Source organism: Actinophytocola algeriensis (genome assembly GCF_014203735.1).
In the GTDB taxonomy this organism is placed as follows: domain Bacteria; phylum Actinomycetota; class Actinomycetes; order Mycobacteriales; family Pseudonocardiaceae; genus Actinophytocola; species Actinophytocola algeriensis.
In genome coordinates this window covers 320,669-340,738 of record NZ_JACHJQ010000004.1, presented here as the reverse complement: position 1 = coordinate 340,738, position 20,070 = coordinate 320,669, and the positions used below count along the sequence as shown (strand labels likewise).

Below are 20,070 nucleotides of genomic sequence, written 5' to 3'. Positions count from 1 at the left end.
CGTGCACGCGCCTTTCCCGGCTTTGCACCTCAGTCATGCGTGACCCCTTCGATGTCGGCCACCAGATCGCCCACCGACCAGCCGGCCTCGTGCTCCGCGACCAGGTCGCCGGCGCGCAGCACCAGTACCCGGTCACACGGCCGCAGGTCGTCCAGCTCGTCGCTGACGATCAGGACCGCCTTGCCTTCCGCGCGCACCCGCTCGACCTGGCCGAGCAGCGCTTCCTTGGACTTCACGTCGACACCCGCCGTCGGGTTGATCAGCACCAGCACGTCCGGGTCGCTCCCGAGCGCCCGCGCCAGCACGATCTTCTGCTGGTTGCCGCCGGACAGCGCGTCCGCCTGCTGCAGCGGGCCTGCCGCCACGATGTCGTAGTCGGCGATCGCCTTCGTCGCCACCGCGGTCCGCGCGCCGGGTGCGGCGAGGCCGCCAGGGCCCATCCGGTCCAGGACGGACATGGCGGCGTTGTCGGCGATGGACATGCCCAGCACCAGCCCCTGGTGGTGCCGATCCCGTGGCACGCAACCGATCCCGGCCCGCAGCGCGGCCTTCACGTCGCCGTGCGGCAGCGGGCGGCCGTTCATCGTCACCACCCCGCGGACCGGTGCGCGCAGCCCGTAGATCGTCTCCGCGATCTGGTGCTTGCCGCTCGCGTTCGACCCGGCGATGCCGAGCACCTCACCGCGCCGCAGCCCGAACGATATGTCGGTGAACGCGTCACCGGACAGGCCTGCGACCGTCAGCACGTCCTCGGCGTCGGCCGCGACCGCGTCCCGCTCGGCCGCGTCGGTCACCGTCAGACCACCGGTCTCGCCGGTCATCGCGTCGATCAGCTGGGCGCGGGTGAGGTCCGCGACCGGCGCGGTGACCACGTGCCGCGCGTCGCGCAGCACCGTCACCGCCTGGCAGACCTCGTGCACCTCCTGCAGGTGGTGCGAGATGAACAGGAAGGTGACACCCGCGTCCTGCAGCTCCCGCATCCGCACGAACAGCCGCCCGATCGCGTCGGAGTCGAGCTGCGCGGTCGGCTCGTCGAGCACGATGAACCGCGCGCCGTAGGACAGGGCGCGCGCGATCTCCACGAGCTGCCGGTCCTCGACCGACAGCTCACCGGCAGGCAGGTCCACGTCCACGTCGACGTGCCACGAGTCCAGCAGCTCGCGGGAGTCCTTCCGCAGGCGCGACCACGAGATCACGCCGCGCCGGGTCGGCTGCCGGTTGATGAACAGGTTCTCCGCGACCGTCAGGTGCGGGATGACCGTCGAGTGCTGGTAGACGCACGCGACCTTGGTGCGCCACGCCTCCCGGTCGCCGATCGGCGGCGCCGGTTCCCCACCGAACGTGACCGTCCCCGTGTCCGGTTTGGACAGTCCGGTGAGGAGGGACACCAGCGTCGACTTGCCCGCCCCGTTGCGGCCGACGAGCGCGTGCGACTCGCCTGCCTCGACGGTGAGACTGACATCGGCGAGCGCCACGGTGGGCCCGTAGCGCTTGCCGACACCCAGTGCCTCGACGACTGTCTCGACGCCACCGCTCACAAGCTGTTACCCCACAGGGCTTCGTCGTCCACGTTCTCCTTGGTGACGACCGGCGCGGGCAGCTGGTCCTCCAGGATGCCCGGCATGGTCTCGACGACCGTGCTGCCGTGGTCGGTCGGGCCCTCGGAGAAGGTCTCGCCCGCCATGGCCTTCTTCAGCCAGTACATGCCGTACTTGGCGTAGTCGTCCGCGGGCTGCGACACGGTCGCGTCCAGCTCGCCGGCCCGGATCGCGTCCAGCTCCTGCGGGATGCCGTCGTTGGAGACCAGCACGATGTGCTTCGGGTCGCCGACCGGGAACTTGAGGTTCTTGCGCTCCAGGGCCTGCAGCGTCGGCGCGAGGTAGACGCCACCGGCCTGCATGTAGATGCCCTTGACGTCCGGGTTCGCCGTCAGCAGCCCCTCCAGTCCGGACGCGGCCTTCTCCGCCTGCCAGTCCGCCGGGATCTCCAGCACGGTGAGCTTCGGGTACTTCTCCTTCACGCACGCGCGGAACGCCTCGGACCGGTCGCGGCCGTTGACCGACGCCAGGTCACCCATGATCTGGATGACCTTGCCTTCCGGCACCCTCTCGCCGATCACGTCACACGCCTTGGTGCCGTACGCCTTGTTGTCGGCGCGCACGACCATCGCGACCTTGCCGGACTCGGGTGCCACGTCGACCGACACCACCGGCACGCCCTTGCGCTCGGCCTGGTTGAGGCCCGCGACGATGGCCGCGGAGTCGAGCGGGGTCACCACCAGGCCCTTGACGCCCTGGTTGAGCAGGTTGTTGATGTCGGTGATCTGCTTCTGGGTGTCGTTGTCCGCGTTGACGGTCGGCAGGGCGTCGAGGCCCGCCTCCTTCGCCATCCCCGGCACGTAGTTGTTGTACGCCTGCCAGAACGGCGAGGTCAACAGCGGCACCGTGGCGCCGATCTTGCCGTCCCCACCACCGCCGCCGCCACCACCCGCGGTGTCCTTCGTGGACCCACAGCCGCTCACCGCGACGGCCAGCGCGGCGACCGCCGCGACCGCGCCGATGGTCTTGCGCATCGCATCCTCCTTGATGCTGGAGAGAGAAAGGGAACTGTGTTCAATTGGTCGCTTCGTTCATCCGCTCAACCGCCGTCGTCCCTCGTCGCGTGCTCGGCGCTGGCGCGCCTGCGCGCGCTCCTCGGTCCAGACGGCGGCCGCTCCTTCACTCCGCTCCCGGTACCCGCGGTCGTGGACGCAGGCCGTACATGCCACCGTCGACCGCGAGGGCGGTCCCGGTGGTCGAGCCGGACAGGGGGCTTGCCAGGTAGGCGATCGCGTGCGCCACCTCGTCGGCGGTCACGAGCTTGCCCATCGGCTGGCGGGCGGCGAGCGCGGCACGCTCCTTCTCCGGGTCCGGGGCCGCGTCGAGCAGCCTGCCGACCCACGGGGTGTCCGCGGTGCCGGGGCACACGCAGTTGATCCGGATGCCGTCGTCGAGGTGGTCGGTCGCCATGGCCAGCGTCAGCGCGAGCACCGCGCCTTTGCTGGCCGAGTACAGGACCCGGTTCGGCAGGCCCTGCCACGCCGCGATCGAGCAGGTGTTGACCACGGCGGCGCACCCGCTGTTCTTCAGGTGCGGCAGCGCGGCCCTGGTCACGCGGGCCATGCCGACCACGTTCACGTCCAGCACCCGGTGCCACTCGGCGTCGTCGTTGCCGGCCACGTCGCCCTGCGCGCCGATGCCCGCGTTGTTGACCAGCACGTCGACGCCGCCGAACCGCTCGACGACCGCGGCGATCGCGGCGCGGACCTCGGTGTCGTCGGAGACGTCGCAGCGGATGCCGTCATCGCCGGGGTTGACGTCGAGGACCGCGACCTTGGCGCCGCGTTCGGTCAGCGTCTTCGCCACCGCGGCACCGATACCCGACGCACCGCCGGTGACAACCGCTGTCAGCCCGTCAAAATCGGTCACTTCTCACTCCACTCAGGACCGTCGGGGAAGGCGTACCGGGCGAGCGCCTCGTCGTTGATCCGCGCGGAGAAACCCGGGGCCGTGGGCGCGAGGTAGCGTCCGCCGCGCACGATAGCGGGGTCGGTGAAGTGCTCGTGCAGTTGATCCACCCACTCGATCGCGCGGTCGTCCTGCGTGCCGGAGATTGCCACGTAGTCGAACATCGACAGGTGCCGGACCAGCTCGCACAGGCCGACGCCGCCGGCGTGCGGGCACACCGGCACGCCGAACTTCGCGGCGAGCAGCAGGATCGCGATGTTCTCGTTGACCCCGCCGACCCGGGCCGCGTCGATCTGCAGCACCGACAACGCGCCCGCCTGCAGATACTGCTTGAACATCACCCGGTTCTGCACGTGCTCGCCGGTCGCGACCCGGATCGGCGCGATGGCCTCGGCGATCGCCCGGTGCGCGAGCACGTCGTCCGGCGAGGTCGGCTCCTCGATCCAGTACGGGTCGAACTCGCTCAGCGCCTGCATCCACTTGATCGCGGGCTCGACGTCCCACCGCTGGTTGGCGTCGACGGCGATCCGGATGTCCGGCCCGACCGCGTCCCGCGCGAGCCGCATGCGCCGGATGTCGTCGTCGAGGTCGCCGCCGACCTTGAGCTTGAGCATCGCGAACCCGTCGGCGACGGCCTGTTTCGCGAGCCGGACCATCTTCTCGTCGGTGTACCCGAGCCAGCCCGCGCCGGTGCTGTAGGCCGGGTAGCCGTCCCGCTCTATCTCCGCGATCCGCGCCGCCCGCCCCGGCCTGCGCAGGAGGTCGAGTGCCTCCTGTTCGGTGAGGGCGTCGGAGAGGTACCGGAAGTCGACCTGCGCGACCAGCTCCTCCGGCGACAACTCGGACAGGAACCTCCACAATGGACGTTCCGCCCGCCGCGCGGCGAGGTCCCATGCCGCGTTGACCACGGCCCCGATCGCCATGTGCGCGACGCCCTTCTCGGGGCCCAGCCAGCGCAGCTGCGAGTCGCCGACCAGCTCCCGGCTGAGGGCGGCCAGCTCGAACGCGGTCTCCGGCACCGGCCGCCCGACGACCATGTGGTCCAGGGCCTTGATGGCGGCGGCCTGCACGTCGTTGCCCCGGCCGATGGTGAAGGCGAGCCCGTACCCGTCGGGCCCGTCGTCGGTGCGCAGCACGACGTAGGCGGCGGAGTAGTCGGGATCGGGGTTCATCGCGTCGGACCCGTCGAGCTCCCGCGAGGTGGGGAACCGGATGTCGCGCACATCCATGCCGGTGATGCGGGCCATGTGAGCCGCCGTCCCCTTCCACTTCGAGATAAGACATCCGATGTATACCGCAGCCGGATCACAGAATCCACCCCTCGCGCGATCCTGTGTCCTCATTGATCCGATCAGTACTGGTGGCTGTCAGATGTCCGACATGGCGGAACGTCGTCACGCGGAGCTGTCCCCGCCGACCAGGCCCGCCTCGACGCGATCACCGCGCACCTGCCCGCGAACTGGCGGGAACGCCTCGCACAGGTCCGGTCCGACTTCGACATCGAGTCCTCTGGCGTCGAGGAAACGCCGCGCAGGCCATCGACCCGACGCTCTACGAGTGCCAGCCGACGGCGTTCAGCAACAACGCCAACTCCCGGACCAGCTTCGTCAGGCCTGACGCCCGGAATCGTCCGGCCGCTTGATTCAGGCCATTCGCCGCGGTTGGAGCCGACCGCGGCGGGTGGCCTTCGCCCTGTCCTCGCCGGCCGGGCGTCCTGCCGGCGGGCCTCCTCGCCGGAGGGGCAAGTCTCTGGGATGGCTCCTCGGTTATGCAGTTCTTTTACGTTGTGTGCGGGTCTGCCTGCGGGCGGGCTTTTTCGCCACGGACGCCTTTCGGCGCCCGTCCGGGTGCTTCGGGTCATGTCCTGAAAGACGCACGCTTCCCGTCCGCAATCTGCAGGTTGCACGGCACCGCGGCACCACCAGGTTCGGCAGAAACTGGCTTCTTCGAGGGCATCCGAGCCCGGTCGACGCCGGTCGGTCCCCGAAAGGAAGGTCGCGTTCCTCGCGGCAATTCTCGCCGCCCGGACTGACATCTACGCCACCCGGTGGGAGAACGGTCGCGCCGCCCGGCAGGTAGGTGACACCGGCGGCTGGAATCGCGTTCTCCCGGGGCGCAGCTCGACAGACTTCGATCGAGTAATGCCCGGCCGGTTGCCGTCCTCGACGTCAGCCTGGCGAGCCAGCTAGTGCTGTGTCCACTTACGTTGGCCGGGGTGGGTTCGTGGTTTGTCGCCGGACGGGTTTGCCTCCGGACGGGTTTGCCTCCGGCGGCTCCTCGCCGGAGGGGCAGGTCTCTGGGATGGCTCCCTGGGTTGGCAACGTGGTTCTTTGGCAGGGACTCTTTTTCGGTGGTCTGCCTGCGATGTGGTGTGGGGCTTGCGCCCCCGGCGCCCCCGGCGTCTCTCGCGCCCTCGCGACGTCCCGTTGTGCCGTGAAAGGCGCTTTCACGGCGTTGACCACGCTGCGAAAGGCGCTTTCAGGGCACTCAACGCCCTCAACGCGCCTTTCACAGCGTCGGCGATGTCCTGAACGCGCCTTTCACGGCATACCAGCCCCACCCCGGGTACGGCGATCACCGTCGGCTTGGCCGAACCCGCCGCAGGACCCGGCAAACGTTGGTGGACACAGCACTAGCCTGGACCGGCCTCTGAGATCCGACGTCCGCGGCGACCTGCAGGACCTGTTCACACCTCCCCGCCGCCGGAGGCGGCCGAACACGGTCGTCCTGGCTCGACGGCATGGCTTGGCGGGCGGGAATCACGAAAAGTGACCTGTGCCCGCCACGGAGGAACCCTGTTTGGGTGGGGTCGACAACACCGGTTACCGAAAATTCGCACGTCTAGCAGGTTTCGGGTTCGATTATCCGCTCGACCTGCTGTCCCACGGCGTTTCCCCATTCCAACCGAATGAGTGTTCGTTGTGCTCCTTCTGGTACCACCGGTATCCGCTACGTTGAGACGCGCGTTACTCATCGGGACCAGTCCCGGAAGCGGCAGTGGCTAAACAGAAACGAGGCTTGTAATGTCTACGTGGACGATTCAACGCACTCGCCTTCGCTACAAGTGGTTCACGGACAAGACGACTCGACCGTCCGATGCTCCACAACTGTCTGACCCGACTGGCCAGCTGATCCTGCGCAGCGCCCAGGAGGCGTACCTGCCCGCCGGGCGTTTTCGGGTCGATCAGATCTCGGCCCTGCTCAACGAACTGCTCACCCAACCGGATCGGCTGGAGGAGTCCCGGAAACAGCTCGCGGAGCAGGCCGGCCCCGCCCTCTACAGCGAACTCCAGGGCCTTCAGGCCTGGATGCTGCGCACCGGTCGGGGCGACGACCTCTACGACGTCGTGCCGGTGAACAACAACGACTCGCCGAAGGTCGCCGTGCCGAAGCAATCGCGCCACGAGGAGTCGTGGAACGAACCGGCTCCGCACGTCGACTACACCCCCGCGCCCCCGAAGCACGACGCCAACTCCTTCCCGCCGCCCAGCTACGAGGAGCGCCAAATGGTGGACGACCGAGGCGTCAACATGCCTTACCCGAGCTCGTCGTTCCGACCCTGAGAGACGACCACACCGCATTCCACGAGCCCTCCCGTGAGGAGGCGGCGGGATGTATCCCGAGGACCGAGAGTAACCCGGTTCCATGTCATGACCATGTCACGCGGCCCTTTCAAGAGCGCTGACAGAACCGTCAGGCATGGTCAGGTGACGCCCCGGTAGATTCGAACGTACGACCCCCGTTTTGGAGATCGCCTGGTAGCGGTCGAACGTGGTCAACAGCACCGCCTCGCCGCGGGTCAGCCCAGGCAGGCGGCGTTCGAGGTCGTGGACGTGAGCCGCCGGGACCTCCCCCTCGACCACGCACAGGTCGCCGTCGGGGGTGGTCGTGTGCGGGATGGCGTGGACGCGGGTCATGGCGGGGAGCACGGTGCCGACCAGATCGTCCGGGATCTCCAGGTGGAAGCGGAGCACCGGCTCGTGCACACGGGTGCCTGCCTCGGCCAGCGCGTCGCGGAGCACGACGCGGGTCAGGTCGCGGAAGTGGCCCGCGGTCGTGACGGGTGAGAAGTAGCCGGAGTGGGTCATGGTGATCAGGCAGTCGGTCACCTCCCACCGCCGCCCGTGGCGCAACTCGTCACGCAGGGACTCCTCCACCGCGGTGAAGAACGACAGCGGCAGTGAGCCCAGCTCCACCACCAGCCGGAACCGCACCCCCGGCCCTCCAGGCTCGACTCGCAGCCCCACGGTCGCCGCATACGGGTTGTGTTCCTTGTACCGCACGGCTTCGCCCACCCCGCACAGCCGCTCGACGCACATGACCTCGCTGTCCGAGAACGTCACCGCGATGCCGTACTCCGTCCGGAGGGTCGCCTCGACGACCTCCTTCTGCACCTCGCCGTACAGCGAGATCGCGAGGTCGTTCCGCAGCCCGATCAGCGGGTCCTGCCGGGCCAGCTCGGTGAGGGCCGCGTGCAGCGCCACCCGTTGGCGCGGGTCTTCCGGGTGCACCACCGTTTCCAGTGCGGGCGGCGGGAAGTGGTGGGCTGTGCTGGACCGCGCGTCCCCGATCGCGTCCCCGACCCGCACATCGAGTCCCTGCACGGTAGCGATCCGACCCGCGGGGACCGCGCGCATGCTGACGGGACCGCCGCGGTCGAACATGCCGAGGACGGTGACCTTGCCGCCGTCGACGCGGTCACGCAGCCGCAGTGTGCCCGCGTGGAGCCGCACGTGGGCGATGCCGCGCTCGATCTTGAACACCGTCCCGGACAGGGGCGCGGTGGGATCCGGGGTCGTGACCGGCAGGAGGTCGGTGATCGCGTTCGTCAGCGCGCCGATCCCGGCCCCGGTGATGGCGGAGCCGCCGAAGACGGGGTGGACGGTGACGTCACAGGTCCTGTCCCGCAACCGGTCCGGGGCCGGTTGCCCGTCGAGGTAGGCGGCGAGGACGTCGTCGTCATACTCGGCGAGCGCCTCGACGTCGCCGGGGCGGACCGCGGGCGCGAGCTTGTTCAACTGCGCCAGCACGCGGTCCGGGCCGGCACCGCGCCGGTCGGTCTTGTTGATGAAGATCAGCGTGGGAATCCTCAGGCGGCGCAACGCACGCAGCAGGATCCGGGTCTGCGCCTGCACCCCTTCGACCGCGGAGACGACGAGGATCGCGCCGTCGAGCACGGCGAGGACCCGCTCCACCTCGGCGATGAAGTCGGGGTGCCCTGGCGTGTCGAGCTCCGTTCGGAGGTACCCGACGAGCGAGCGGAAGGCGCCGGCCTGATCGGCATCGGGGTGGAGGTGGAGCACCGTCACCGAGAAGGTGGGTGTGAGGTCGCCCAGCCCTTCGAGCCGGGGTGCCGCTGCGTCGTTCGGTCCCATTGGTTGTCCTCCTCACGGACGCATCGGCGCGTCCGTGAGGAGGATGGACTCGGGAGCTGCATGGAACGCGGACCGGAAATGGATCGGCACGTCCACTCCCCCGCAAGCACACCGGGCGGCGGAATACGGTGGAGAGGTGATCCTCGACGACGCCACCCGGCAACTGATCGACGGCAGGAACTTCGCGACCCTGGCCACGCTGAACCCGGACGGCTCCCCGCAGACGTCGGTGATCTGGGTGGGCCTCGACGACGACGCGGTGGTCTTCTCCAGCACCGCCGCCCGCCGGAAGATCCGCAACATCGCCCGCGACCCCCGCGTGAGCCTGACGATCTTCGACCTGGCGGACCCGTACCGCACGGTGGAGATCCGCGGCACGGTGGAGGTGGTCGACGACCCGGACAGGGACCTGCCGAAACGGTTGTCGCACAAGTACGTCGGGGAGGACCCGCCACCCGAACCAGCCGAGGTGAAACGCGTGATCGCGCGGCTCATCCCGGAAAAGGTGATCGGCGTCGCGGTCTAGCACACTAAGATCGACTTGTGCGGTCCTCGGATGACCTCAGGCGCCACTGGCTCGATCTCGTGCCCCTCATGTTCACCCGGTCCGGGATGTTCGCGGCCACGGGGCGGGAGATGCAGCTCTCCGCCGCCGCCATGCTCGCCAACCTCACGTTCCTCGACGATCGGGACGACGAGCACCGCGCGGCCGTCGACGCTCTCGGCCGGTACGGCAAGCTCGGTGTGCACGGGCCCTTCACGGCGATCTTCGGGGCCGAGCGGCGTTGTGTGCCCGAGGTGGCGTCCGTGTACGCCGAACTCTTCCACCGCTTCGGGTATCTCTCCGTCGACCGGATGCTCACCGCCGACGAGTGGGTGCCGTTCACCACCTTGCGCGACTGGGTGGGTGACCGCGACGTCCGCCGCAGTGAGGTCGAGGCGGTGTTCGGGCCGCCGAGTCTCCTCGCGGACAAGCGGGTGCTCTGTTACGCCCCCGAGGACGGCTCGGGCTGGGTGTTCTTCGACTGCTGGCAGGAGCGGGTCGAGCGCTACGAGCCGGGCCATGGCCGGTTCGACGTGCTCGTCGAGGACGATCCGCTCGTGCGGGACATCCGCGTACCCGCGGGCACCTTCGACGACGGGCTCGTCCTCACGCTGTTCGGGCGGGTCCTGCGCTGGGGACCCGGCTGGTGGATCCACCACCCCGGCCACGACCAGTCGCCCGAGACCGGGGCGATCGCCGCGCAGCTGCGGCAGCTCCAAGCAGGCGACCCGTCGCAGGCTTAACCGACGATCAGGACCTCGAGGTTGCGAGGGCCGTGTACGCCCTCCACGCGGTCCAGCTCGATGTCGCTCGTCGCCGACGGGCCGGAGATGAACGTCAGCGGACGTGTCGACTCCAGGCGTGCCAACGCTTCCGGGACCGTCGCCACCACCTGGTCCGCGTGGACCACGCACAGGTGGTAGTCCGGCAGGAGGGTCAGCGCGCGCCGTCCCTGCGCGTACCCGGCGTCCAGCACGATCGTGCCCGTCTGGGCGATCGCCACCGCGCAACCGGTCAGCACGCCGTCCGCGCGGTCGAGTGCCGCGTTCGGGAGCGGCGACATCGGCGCGTCGAGGGACCACACGAACTGGCCCACCCGCCACCACGTCGGCACGTCCGCCGGGGTCACCATCACCCGAACCCCGTGTGCCGTGAGCGACGACTCGATCTCCGCGGGCAGCGCCGACTCCGCCACCCGCCGCACGACCGCCCGGTAGTCCGCCACCTGCTTCTCGAACAGCGTCAGCACATCACCCAGGTCGCGAACGCGGTCGTACTCGCGCGGCACCGTCACCGGGCCGGGGCGGTCGGCCAGCGCCGCGCGGATCCGGCCCAGGATCACCGAACGTGCGTCAGCCACGAGTCCTCCGCCACCACGCCGAGAACGTCTCCGCGGCCGGCGCGGGCAGGTCGCGCGAGTCCGTCCACTTTGAACCCGGCCACGGCAGCCGTTTCACCTTGCCGCGCCTGGATATCAGCCGCAGCACCGACGCCGCGCGTTGTGCCAGCCGGAACCGCGCCGGCGACTGCATGACCCACGACGCCGCCGCCATCGCCACCGACTCCGGTGTGTGCGTGCCCTCGACCGCCTTGCCGCGCAGGTGCACCAGCACCGACGGGATGTCGATCCGCACCGGGCACACCTCGTAACAGGCACCGCACAGCGACGACGCGAACGGCAGCGACTTCAGCAGTGCCGCGGTCTGCGGGTCGTCGGTGCCCGCACCCAGCTGCGGTGTCAGGATCGCGCCGATCGGCCCCGGGTACACCGAGCCGTACGCCTGGCCGCCGGTCCGCTCGTACACCGGGCACACGTTCAGGCAGGCGGAGCACCGGATGCACCGCAGCGCCTGCCGACCGACCCGGTCGGCCAGCGTTTGGGTCCGGCCGTTGTCCAGCAGCACCAGGTGGAACTTCCGCGGCCCGTCGCCGGGGGTCACCCCGGTCCACACCGACGTGTACGGGTTCATCCGCTCCGCCGTCGACGACCTCGGCAGCAGCTGGAGGAAGACCTCCAGGTCCGACCACGTCGGCACGAGCTTCTCGATGCCCATCACCGTGATCAGCGTCTCCGGCAGCGTGAGGCACATCCGCCCGTTGCCCTCGGACTCCACCACCACGACCGAACCCGTGTCGGCGACCGCGAAGTTGGCGCCCGAGATGGCGACCTTCGCGGACAGGAACTTGCGCCGCAGGTGTGCGCGGGCCGCCTCCGCCAGCTCGGCCGGCGTGTCCGACAGGTCCTCCACACCGGACATCCGGGAGCGGAAGATGTCGCGGATCTCCGAGCGGTTGCGGTGGATCGCGGGTACCAGGATGTGGGACGGGCGGTCGTCACCGAGCTGCACGATCAGCTCGGCGAGGTCGGTCTCGATGGCCGAGACGCCACCTTCCTCGAGCGCCTCGTTGAGGCCGATCTCCGCGGTGGCCATGGACTTGACCTTCACGACCTCGGAGGCACCCGCCTCCTTCACCAGCCGCAGCACGATCTCGTTCGCCTCGGCCGCGTCCCTGGCCCAGTGCACGATGCCGCCACGCGCGGTGACGGCTGCCTCCAGTCGTTCCAGGTAGCTGTCCAGGTTGGACAGCACCTCGTCCTTGATGGCCTGACCGGACTCACGAAGTCGTTGCCAGTCCGGCAGTTCCGCGACCGCGGCCGCGCGTTTGGTGCGGATCGTCGTGGTGGCGTGCGCGAGGTTGCCGCGCAGCTGGACGTCGGACAGGGCGTCCCGCGCCGCGTTCGGGAAGGTCGGGCTGCCCAGCCACGTCACGGGGTTGCGGCCCATGGCTCCTCCTCCGTGCTAGCCAGGATCTCCGCCAGGTGCAGCGACCGCACGCCGGTCTTCAGCCGCGACAGCCCGCCGCCGATGTGCATGAGGCACGAGTTGTCACCCGCCGTCACGACCTGTGCGCGGGTCTCCAGCACGTGGGTCATCTTGTCGGCGAGCATCGCGGTCGACGTCTCGGCGTTCTTGAGCGCGAACGTGCCGCCGAACCCGCAGCACGAGTCGGCCCCTGACAGCTCCACCAGGTCCAGGCCGCGGACGTGGCGCAACAGCTCGAGCGGCTTCTCGCCAACACCGAGCATGCGCAGCGAGTGGCAGGTCGGGTGGTAGGTGACGCGATGCGGGAAGTACGCGCCGACGTCGGTCACGCCCAGCACGTCCACCAGGAACTCGGACAGCTCGTACGTTCGCCTTGCCACCGACTCGGTACGTCTGTGCAGGTCCGGGTACACCTCCCGGACCATCCCCGCGCACGACCCGGACGGCGCGACCACCGCGTCGTAGCCGTCGAACGCCTTCGCGTGCCGCTTCGCGAGCTTCACCGCGTGCGCGCGGTAGCCGGTGTTGTAGTGCATCTGGCCGCAGCAGGTCTGCGCCGCCGGGAAGTCGACGTCGCAACCGAGCCGCTCCAGCAGGCGGACCACCGCCCGGGCGGTGTCCGGGAAGAACGTGTCGGTGAGACACGTGGCGAACAACGCGACCCGCGTGCCCAACTCGTCTTCCCTTCTCCCGCGAACGGGCGTCAGCCCTTGACGACCACCTGACGCTGCCTGCCGAGCCCGTCGATCTCGATCTCCACCACGTCGTCGATCGAAAGGTATGGGAAGCGGCCCGATAGCGCGACCCCCTGTGGCGTACCCGTGTTCACGAGGTCACCCGGTTCGAGCACCGTGTACTGGCTGATGTCGTGGATCAGCGTCGCCACGCCGAACAGCATGTCGGCGGTGTTCGAGTCCTGCCGGACCTCGCCGTTGACCCACGACCGCAGGCCAAGCGCCTGCGGGTTGCCGACGTCGGCGGCGGGCACCAGCCACGGGCCGAGCGGGTTGAACGTCTCGCACGACTTGCCCTTCGACCACTGCCCGCCGGAGACCTCCAGCTGGAGCGCCCGCTCGGACACGTCGTTCGACAGCACGTAACCGGCGATGTACCCGAAGGCATCCTCCGGGGAGGACAGGTAGCGGGCGCGCCTGCCGATCACGATGCCCAGCTCGACCTCCCAGTCGACCTTCGCGGCACCCCTCGGGAGGATCACATCGTCGTTCGGCCCGACCACAGTGTTCGGATGTTTGTAGAAGATCACGGGGTGCTCGGGCGGTGCGGCACCTGACTCGGCGGCATGTGCGGCGTAGTTCATACCGACGCAGACAACGGCGGGCGGCCGTGCTATCGGCGCGCCGACGCGCTCCCCGGCCACGTCAGCGGCGGGTAGCGCACCCGCGGCGAGGGCCGCGCGCGCCCGCGCGATGCCGTCATCGGCCAGGAACGCCCCGTCGATGTCGTTCGTCAGCCCGGACAGGTCGAACGCGCGACCGCCGTCGTCGAGCACGACGGGCCGTTCCGCGCCGAGGACGCCCACTCGCATGAGCCGCAAGGCAAACCTCCCTGGTGAACAGGTCGATGACGTACGCGGAGCCTAGCAGCAGACGCTGCGTGCACGAACCAGTCGATCACCGATACATCCGACCTTTGTGCACTTTGTTGGTATCCGTGCTCCGATGGGCCGGTGGAAAGTTTCGTACTCGGCGACGTGCTCAGGTCACGTGCGGACAGTCATGGGACCGAGCCCTTTCTACGTTTTCGTGACGGCGATCTCACCTACCGCGACGTGGACACCGACGCCAACCGCGTCGCGCAGGGGCTGATCGGAATGGGTGTCGGCAAGGGCGACCACGTCGCCGTCATGCTGCCGAACTGCCCTGAGCTGGTGTCGGTGGTCTTCGCTCTCGCCCGCCTGGGTGCGGTCGCGGTGCCGGTCAACACGGCACACCGCGGCGAGGTGCTGAGACACGTCCTGTTCAGCTCCGACTCGACCACGTTGATCATCGACGAGGAGTACCTCGGCAGGCTTCGGGGAGCTTGCGACCCGAACAGACAAACACTTCCGCTCGAACGCCTGCCGGGCCTGACCCGGCTGGTGGTCCGGGGAACACCACCAGCGGGTGCGGTCAGCCTCAACAGCCTGCGGGGCCGCGACGCGACCGAGCCGCGTGCCGGTGTCGTGTTCTCGGACCTGCAGGCGATCATGTACACGTCCGGCACCACGGGTCCGTCCAAGGGCGCGATGGTGTCCCACTCACTCGCACTGACCTGCGCGTACGACTCGCTGAACTACCTCGACCGGTGGGGCAAGACGACGTACTGCCCGCTGCCCCTGTTCCACGCGGCGGGGCTGTGGGACGGGGTGTTCTCCGCGCTGCTGTCGGGTGGGTCGATCGCGGTGGTGGACCGGTTCAGCGCGTCCGGGTTCTGGGACGACGTGCGGCACTTCGACGCGCAGCTCGCGCTCTCCGTGTTCTCGATGATCCCGATCCTGATGAGCGCGCCACCGCATGCCCGCGACAAGGACCACCCGCTCGAGATGTTCTACATGGGCAAGTCCGCGCTGGACGCGCCGCTGCGGGAACGGTTCGGCGTGCGGTCGGTGGAGACCTACACGTCGACCGAGGCCGGCATCGCGACCGGCAGCCCGTACGGCGAGTGGCGGCTCGGCTCGTGCGGGACCGTCCACTCGGAACGGTTCACGGCGGCGGTGGTCGACGAGCACGACCGTGAGCTACCCGCGGGCGAGCCGGGTGAGCTGGTGCTGCGGCCCAAGCAGCCGTACGTGATCACCAGCGGCTACTACGGGACACCGGAAGCGACCGCGAACGTGTTCCGCAACCTGTGGTTCCACACCGGTGACCGCGTGTGGTGCGACGAGGACGGGTACTTCTACTTCCTCGACCGCATGAAGGACTCCATCCGCCGCCGTGGCGAGAACATCTCGGCGTTCGACCTGGAGATAGAGATCAACACACACCCGGCGATCCTCGAGAGCGCGGCGATCGGGGTCCCGTCGGAGCTGGAAGACGAGGACGTGAAGCTCGTGGTCGTGCTGCGGCCGGGGAAGTCGCTGACGCACGAGGAGCTGGTGGAGTTCTGCGTGGAGCGGCTGCCGAAGTTCATGGTGCCGCGGTACGTCGAGTTCGTGGCCGCGCTCCCCCGCACCCCGACCGACAAGGTCGCCAAGTACAAGCTGCGCGAGCAGGGCGACCACGGCATCACGGACACGACGTGGGACGGTGAGGCAACACGGTGAACTGGGAAGACACCCCCGAGGAGGCCGAGTTCCGGGACGAGGTGCGGTCGTTCGTGACCACGCGCTTCCCGGCGTCCTACCGGCCGGACCCCGAGGCGGAGCACAGCCTGGAGCCCGAGGACGTGTGGGGCTACAGCTGGGCCGTGGACCGCCGGTCACCCGACCCCGCCCGCCGCGACGGCGCGCTCGCCTGGGCCGCCGCGCTGGCGGAGCGCGGGTGGATCACCCCGCAGTGGCCGAGGGAGTACGGCGGCGCCGGGCTGTCCGCGGAGCAGGAGTTCATCCTGCAGGAGGAGATGATGCGGGCGCGCGTGCCGACGGTGAACGGCATCGGCGCGTTCCTGCTCGGCCCGACGATCCTCGAACTGGGCACGGACGAGCAGAAGGCCGAGCACCTGCCCCGCATCGCACGCGGGGAGACCACGTGGGTGCAAGGGTTCTCCGAGCCGGGCTCCGGGTCGGACCTGGCGTCGCTGCGGACCCGCGCGGTGCGCGACGGCGACCACTACGTCGTCAACGGCCAGAAGGTGTGGACGTCGCTGGGCGCGCAGGCCGACTGGATGTTCGTGCTCGTGCGCACGGACCCGGCGGCGCCGAAGCACAAGGGCATCACGTTCCTGCTGGTGGACACGGAGACACCGGGTGTGACCGTCCGGCCGATCACCGACATCCGCGGTGACACCCCGTTCGCGGAGGTGTTCTTCGACGACGCCCGCGTGCCGGTCGCGAACCGCGTCGGTGCGGAGAACCGCGGCTGGTACGTCGCGATGACCGCGCTCGGCTTCGAGCGGGCGGGCATCGGCGCCACCGTCAAGTTCGAGCAGGCACTGTCCACTTTGGTCGAGTACCTGAAGTCGGACGAGGGCCGGGCGCACGCCCGGCCGGACACCGAGGGGCTGCGGCTGGAGATCGCCCGCCGGTACACCGAGGTCCGGGTGCTGTACAACCTCGCGCGGCACTCGACGTCCTCGGGTGACTACGCGGGCTCGGTGAGCCAGCTGTTCGGCGCGGAGCTGCACCAGCGGCTCGCGCGGACCGGTGCGAAGGCGTTCGGGCAGCTCGCCGAGCTGTGGCAGCGCGAGGACGCGCCGCTCGGTGCCGCGTTCACCCATCTGCGGCTGGACTCGGTAGCGGCTACTTTTCTGGGTGGGACCACCGAGATCCAACGCAACGTCATCGCCACCCGAGGGCTCGGACTGCCCAAGAGCTAGAGACTTCGTTGTCGGGGAAAGGGAAACATGACCTACGAAACGCTGGACGTCCGGATCGAGGACCGGGTCGCGTGGCTCACGCTGAACCGGCCGGAGAAGCTGAACGCGCTGACTCCGGAGTCGATGACCGAGCTGCGGCGGTTCTGCACGGAGACGGACGACGACGACAACGTGCACGTGGTGGTGCTGCGCGGCGCCGGTGAGCGGGCGTTCTGCGCCGGCATGGACCTGAAGTGGTCCGAGGGCCTGACGAAGAAGGAGCGCATCGAGCAGGGCAGGCTCGGCGAGAAGACGTTCTCCATGCTGGAGCGCCTCTCGGTGCCGGTGATCGCGGCCGTGCACGGCTACGCGGTCGGCGGCGGCCTGGAGCTGGCGCTGGCGGCGGACTTCATCGTGTGCTCGGACACCGCGAAGATGGGCCTGGTCGAGATCACGCTGTCCGCGCGGCCCCCGTACCAGCCGAAGTACATGAACGGCGGCGAGGACCCTGACCAGCCGGAGTTCGGCGGCTCCGCACCCGGGTGGGGTGGTGTGAAGCGGCTGCCCCGCCGGATCGGCAAGGCGCGCGCGAAGGAGATGCTGTTCACGGGCATCCAGCTCGACGCCGCGCGGGCGCTGGAGCTGGGCCTGGTGAACAGCGTGTTCCCGGCCGACGAGTTCGAGAAGCAGGTCGCGGGGCTGGCCGAGCGGGTCGCCGCCATGAACCGCTACAACCTGCGGCTGGTCAAGGAACTGGTGGACAACGAGTACGACTGGATCGAGCCGCACCCGAGCTGAAGGGAACCGCCATGCAGATCTACCGCATAGACCACGTCGCGCAGGCGGTTCCTGTCCTCGAACCGCAGGTGTCGTTGCTGGAGAAGCTGTTCGGCTTCCGCACCACGCACCGCTGGGACAACGCCCCGGCCGGCGTCCGCGGCGCCCGCCTGGAGATCCCCGGCACGTGGGGCCACGAATGGCAGGTCCTGGCGCCGTCCGGTGACGACTCGCCGATCCAGCGCTGGCTGGACGACCACGGCGGCCGTCCCGGCCTGCACCACATCGGTGTCGAGGTCCCGGACCTGGACGCGGCGGTGACCGAACTGGACGAACGCGGCATCAAGATCACCGACGGCGTGCCGGGCAAGTGGGTGGAGGCGTCGCTGTCCCCGCCCGCACACGGCCCCGGCGTCCTGTTCCGCCTCCGCGGCCCCGGCGCGCTGACCATGACGGGCGACGAGGCCGCCGTCCCGGTCCCGACGTCCCCTGTGGACGGTCCGACGCTCGGCATCGTGAACCTGGACCACGTCTGCCAGGCCTTCCCGGACCGCGACGAGCTGTCGGCGTGGTACCGCGAACTGCTCGGGGTGGTCGAGGTGTGGCGCACCGCCGACGACGAGCACCCGGACATGGCGGACCTGGTGCTGAACGTGCCCGGCTCCAGCATCTGCCTGGAGGTCATCACCTCCCGCGGCGACGACTCGTTCATCGACAAGTTCCTGTCCCGCAACGGTCCCGCCGCGCACCACGTGACGTTCCAGGTCGCGGACTGGGACGCGGCGCTCGACGCGTGCCGGCACCACGACGTACCCACCTTCGACGACGAGGAGGGCGTCACGGACGGTGCCCGCTGGAAGCACACCTTCATCCACCCGAAGCAGACCGGTGGCGTGCTGGTGCAGCTGTTCTGGGAGGAGCGGCCCGGCGTGTGGGTCCGCTCGGACAAGATCCCCGGCAGGCGCTGATGGCGGACCTGACCCTGACGGAGGACCAGCGGATGGTCGCCGACACGGCCCGCGAGTTCCTGGCGGGCCGCACCGGCGACGACGTCTGGAAGGAGATCACCGACCTCGGCTGGCAGGCACTGCCCTTCGAGGACTTCGGTTTCCTCGAGGCGTGCCTGATCATCGAGGAACTCGGCCGGGCGCGCGTCGCCGTGCCGTACCTCTCGTCGCTGATCTGCGGGATGGCGGTCCCGTCGCTGCGTCCCCGCGTCGCGGCCGGTGAGGTGTTCGCGTACGTGCCGTTCTCCGGGGCACTGGTCCCGTGGGCAGCGGAAGCTTCCGCTCTGCTCGTGGTCGGCCCTTCGGGTCTGGTGCTGACGACGGAGGCCTCGTGCACGCCGGTGACGGTGGTGGGCCCAGCCCCGACGTACCGGGTGGAGCACGGTCCCGTCTCCGGCGCACCGGTCTCGACGGCGCCCATCGAGGCGTACGGCGCGGCGGCCACCTGCGCGGAGATGGTCGGCGGCGCACAGGCGGTACTGGACAAGACTGTGTCGTACGCCAAGGAACGCGAACAGTTCGGCAAACCGATCGGCGCCTTCCAGGCCGTGCAACACCACTGCGCGAACATGGCCATCGACGTGATGAGCGCCCGGTTCATCGCGTACGAGGCGATCTGGCGCCTGTCCCGCGACCTGCCCTCGGACGTCGAGGTGTCGGTGGCGAAGTCGTGGGTGAGCGAGGCCTACGAGCGGGTCTGCGCACTGGGCCACCAGGTCCACGGCGCCATCGCCTTCACCGCGGAACACGACCTGCACCACTACACCCGCCACGCGATGTCGAGCGCACTGGCCTTCGGCGACGCGGACACCCACACGGACAAGGTGGCCACCCACCTCGGCATCTAGTGCTGTGGTGCCGTGAAAGGCGCTTTCACGGCACCGGTCACGCCCTGAAAGACGCTTTCGGGGCACTCAACGGCCCAAACGCGCGTTTCACGGCACCGGCGACGCCCCGAACGCGTCTTTCACAGCACGCGGGCCATCACGAGCGAGTGCGTGTACGCCTGCACGTCGGTGAAACCCATGCGGCGGTAGAAGCCGATCGCGTTCTCGTTGGCCAGGCTCACACCCAGGTGGATGCCCGGCGCGCCCATCGCCGCGAGGCCGTCCAGCAGCGCGGTCAGCAACCGGCGGCCGTCGCCCTTGCCTTGCAGTCTGGGCAACAGGTCGATGTGCAGGTGCGCCGGGTAGCGCTCCACCACGTCCGGGCTCGCGGCCGGCGGGGTGTGGATCAGGCGGACGATGCGGTCGTCAGGAGAGCTGTCGGGGAAGGTGCCCAGCGGGTAGCGCTCCCGCAGCTCAGGCCACCACTCGCGCTCGCACCACCGCTCGAACGCGACGGTGTCCGGGACGCCCAGCACGTACCCGGCGACGCCGGAATCGTCCACGCCGACCAGGGCCAGGGCCGCGGCGAAGCGCAGGTACGGGCCGACGTACACCTCGCCGAGCAACCGCGGGTCCTGGTACAACGTGGTCGCGTCCACGCCGCTGTCGCCGGTCAACAGGCAGATGTCGTACAACACCCGCTCCTCGCCCGGCTGGTACTTCCTGATCTTCGTGGCCACTCCGCCATTATCACCTG

18 protein-coding genes are annotated in these 20,070 nt (G+C 69.5%); 8 read left to right on the top strand and 10 right to left on the bottom strand.

Annotated features, from left to right (window positions below; all coding sequences use genetic code 11):
- Positions 1-29: 29 nt before the first annotated feature.
- From FHR82_RS19430 to FHR82_RS19415, 4 genes are all read right to left on the bottom strand, one after another.
- The gene (locus tag FHR82_RS19430; protein WP_184811877.1) at positions 30-1,538 is read right to left on the bottom strand and encodes a sugar ABC transporter ATP-binding protein; all 1,509 of its coding nucleotides are present in this window, start codon (positions 1,536-1,538) and stop codon (positions 30-32) included.
- Positions 1,535-2,572, bottom strand: a complete 1,038-nt coding sequence (locus FHR82_RS19425; protein WP_184811876.1) for a sugar ABC transporter substrate-binding protein — start codon at positions 2,570-2,572, stop codon at positions 1,535-1,537. The genes FHR82_RS19430 and FHR82_RS19425 overlap by 4 nt, the downstream gene beginning before the upstream one ends.
- 145 nt (positions 2,573-2,717) lie before the next feature.
- Entirely contained in the window at positions 2,718-3,467 is a 750-nt protein-coding gene (locus tag FHR82_RS19420; protein WP_184811875.1) for an SDR family NAD(P)-dependent oxidoreductase, read from the bottom strand.
- On the bottom strand, positions 3,464-4,753 hold the full coding sequence (locus tag FHR82_RS19415) for an enolase C-terminal domain-like protein (RefSeq protein WP_184811874.1): 1,290 nt from the start codon (positions 4,751-4,753) through the stop codon (positions 3,464-3,466). Before FHR82_RS19415 ends, FHR82_RS19420 begins: the two co-directional genes overlap by 4 nt.
- 1,776 nt (positions 4,754-6,529) lie before the next feature.
- Between FHR82_RS19415 and FHR82_RS19410 the strand changes: the two genes are divergently transcribed.
- Positions 6,530-7,069: a hypothetical protein gene (locus FHR82_RS19410; RefSeq protein WP_184811873.1), complete on the top strand. Its 540-nt coding sequence runs from the start codon at positions 6,530-6,532 to the stop codon at positions 7,067-7,069.
- A gap of 96 nt (positions 7,070-7,165) precedes the next feature.
- Here the strand turns inward: FHR82_RS19410 and FHR82_RS19405 are convergent, their stop codons facing one another.
- The gene (locus FHR82_RS19405) at positions 7,166-8,881 is read right to left on the bottom strand and encodes a GTP-binding protein (RefSeq protein WP_184811872.1); all 1,716 of its coding nucleotides are present in this window, start codon (positions 8,879-8,881) and stop codon (positions 7,166-7,168) included.
- A gap of 139 nt (positions 8,882-9,020) precedes the next feature.
- On the opposite strand from FHR82_RS19405, the gene FHR82_RS19400 reads away from it, so the two are divergent.
- Positions 9,021-9,407 (top strand): PPOX class F420-dependent oxidoreductase, encoded by a 387-nt coding sequence (locus FHR82_RS19400; RefSeq protein WP_311771218.1) that lies wholly within the window; start codon positions 9,021-9,023, stop codon positions 9,405-9,407.
- Positions 9,408-9,475: 68 nt separating this feature from the next.
- Positions 9,476-10,168: a hypothetical protein gene (locus FHR82_RS19395; protein ID WP_184811870.1), complete on the top strand. Its 693-nt coding sequence runs from the start codon at positions 9,476-9,478 to the stop codon at positions 10,166-10,168.
- On the opposite strand, the gene FHR82_RS19390 is transcribed toward FHR82_RS19395, so the two are convergent.
- From FHR82_RS19390 to FHR82_RS19375, 4 genes are read right to left on the bottom strand one after another with little or no spacing between them, the layout of a single operon-like run.
- Positions 10,165-10,785 (bottom strand): LutC/YkgG family protein, encoded by a 621-nt coding sequence (locus FHR82_RS19390; protein WP_184811869.1) that lies wholly within the window; start codon positions 10,783-10,785, stop codon positions 10,165-10,167. The genes FHR82_RS19395 and FHR82_RS19390 overlap by 4 nt on opposite strands.
- Positions 10,778-12,211, bottom strand: a complete 1,434-nt coding sequence (locus FHR82_RS19385) for a LutB/LldF family L-lactate oxidation iron-sulfur protein (protein ID WP_184811868.1) — start codon at positions 12,209-12,211, stop codon at positions 10,778-10,780. The genes FHR82_RS19390 and FHR82_RS19385 overlap by 8 nt, the downstream gene beginning before the upstream one ends.
- On the bottom strand, positions 12,193-12,924 hold the full coding sequence (locus FHR82_RS19380) for a (Fe-S)-binding protein (protein ID WP_184811867.1): 732 nt from the start codon (positions 12,922-12,924) through the stop codon (positions 12,193-12,195). The genes FHR82_RS19385 and FHR82_RS19380 overlap by 19 nt, the downstream gene beginning before the upstream one ends.
- A gap of 29 nt (positions 12,925-12,953) precedes the next feature.
- Entirely contained in the window at positions 12,954-13,805 is an 852-nt protein-coding gene (locus FHR82_RS19375; protein ID WP_184811866.1) for a fumarylacetoacetate hydrolase family protein, read from the bottom strand.
- A gap of 132 nt (positions 13,806-13,937) precedes the next feature.
- On the opposite strand from FHR82_RS19375, the gene FHR82_RS19370 reads away from it, so the two are divergent.
- Genes FHR82_RS19370 through FHR82_RS19350 form a run of 5 tightly spaced genes read left to right on the top strand, consistent with a single transcriptional unit; the run spans position 13,938 to position 19,334 of the window.
- On the top strand, positions 13,938-15,512 hold the full coding sequence (locus tag FHR82_RS19370) for an AMP-binding protein (protein WP_184811865.1): 1,575 nt from the start codon (positions 13,938-13,940) through the stop codon (positions 15,510-15,512).
- Complete coding sequence (locus FHR82_RS19365) at positions 15,509-16,723, top strand: acyl-CoA dehydrogenase family protein (protein WP_184811864.1); 1,215 nt, start codon at positions 15,509-15,511, stop codon at positions 16,721-16,723. The genes FHR82_RS19370 and FHR82_RS19365 overlap by 4 nt, the downstream gene beginning before the upstream one ends.
- A 27-nt stretch (positions 16,724-16,750) precedes the next feature.
- Positions 16,751-17,500 carry an enoyl-CoA hydratase/isomerase family protein gene (locus FHR82_RS19360; protein ID WP_184811863.1) on the top strand — a complete coding sequence of 250 codons (750 nt, stop codon included), beginning with the start codon at positions 16,751-16,753 and terminating at the stop codon, positions 17,498-17,500.
- 11 nt (positions 17,501-17,511) lie between these two features.
- Positions 17,512-18,447, top strand: coding sequence for a VOC family protein (locus FHR82_RS19355; protein ID WP_184811862.1), 936 nt, complete (start codon positions 17,512-17,514; stop codon positions 18,445-18,447).
- On the top strand, positions 18,447-19,334 hold the full coding sequence (locus FHR82_RS19350) for an acyl-CoA dehydrogenase family protein (protein WP_184811861.1): 888 nt from the start codon (positions 18,447-18,449) through the stop codon (positions 19,332-19,334). The genes FHR82_RS19355 and FHR82_RS19350 overlap by 1 nt, the downstream gene beginning before the upstream one ends.
- A 119-nt stretch (positions 19,335-19,453) precedes the next feature.
- On the opposite strand, the gene FHR82_RS47510 is transcribed toward FHR82_RS19350, so the two are convergent.
- Positions 19,454-20,053, bottom strand: coding sequence for a GNAT family N-acetyltransferase (locus FHR82_RS47510; RefSeq protein ID WP_221464004.1), 600 nt, complete (start codon positions 20,051-20,053; stop codon positions 19,454-19,456).
- Positions 20,054-20,070: the final 17 nt, after the last annotated feature.

Excerpts from the sequence above, each read along its gene's own strand:
- FHR82_RS19385 (WP_184811868.1), bottom strand. The coding sequence starts at position 12,211 with ATGGGCCGCAACCCCGTGACGTGGCTGGGCAGCCCGACCTTCCCGAAC.
- FHR82_RS19405 (WP_184811872.1), bottom strand. The coding sequence starts at position 8,881 with ATGGGACCGAACGACGCAGCGGCACCCCGGCTCGAAGGGCTGGGCGAC.
- FHR82_RS19410 (WP_184811873.1), top strand. The coding sequence starts at position 6,530 with ATGTCTACGTGGACGATTCAACGCACTCGCCTTCGCTACAAGTGGTTC.
- FHR82_RS19395 (WP_184811870.1), top strand. The coding sequence starts at position 9,476 with ATGTTCACCCGGTCCGGGATGTTCGCGGCCACGGGGCGGGAGATGCAG.
- FHR82_RS19350 (WP_184811861.1), top strand. The coding sequence starts at position 18,447 with ATGGCGGACCTGACCCTGACGGAGGACCAGCGGATGGTCGCCGACACG.
- FHR82_RS19415 (WP_184811874.1), bottom strand. The coding sequence starts at position 4,753 with ATGGCCCGCATCACCGGCATGGATGTGCGCGACATCCGGTTCCCCACC.
- FHR82_RS19360 (WP_184811863.1), top strand. The coding sequence starts at position 16,751 with ATGACCTACGAAACGCTGGACGTCCGGATCGAGGACCGGGTCGCGTGG.
- FHR82_RS19355 (WP_184811862.1), top strand. The coding sequence starts at position 17,512 with ATGCAGATCTACCGCATAGACCACGTCGCGCAGGCGGTTCCTGTCCTC.
- FHR82_RS19425 (WP_184811876.1), bottom strand. The coding sequence starts at position 2,572 with ATGCGCAAGACCATCGGCGCGGTCGCGGCGGTCGCCGCGCTGGCCGTC.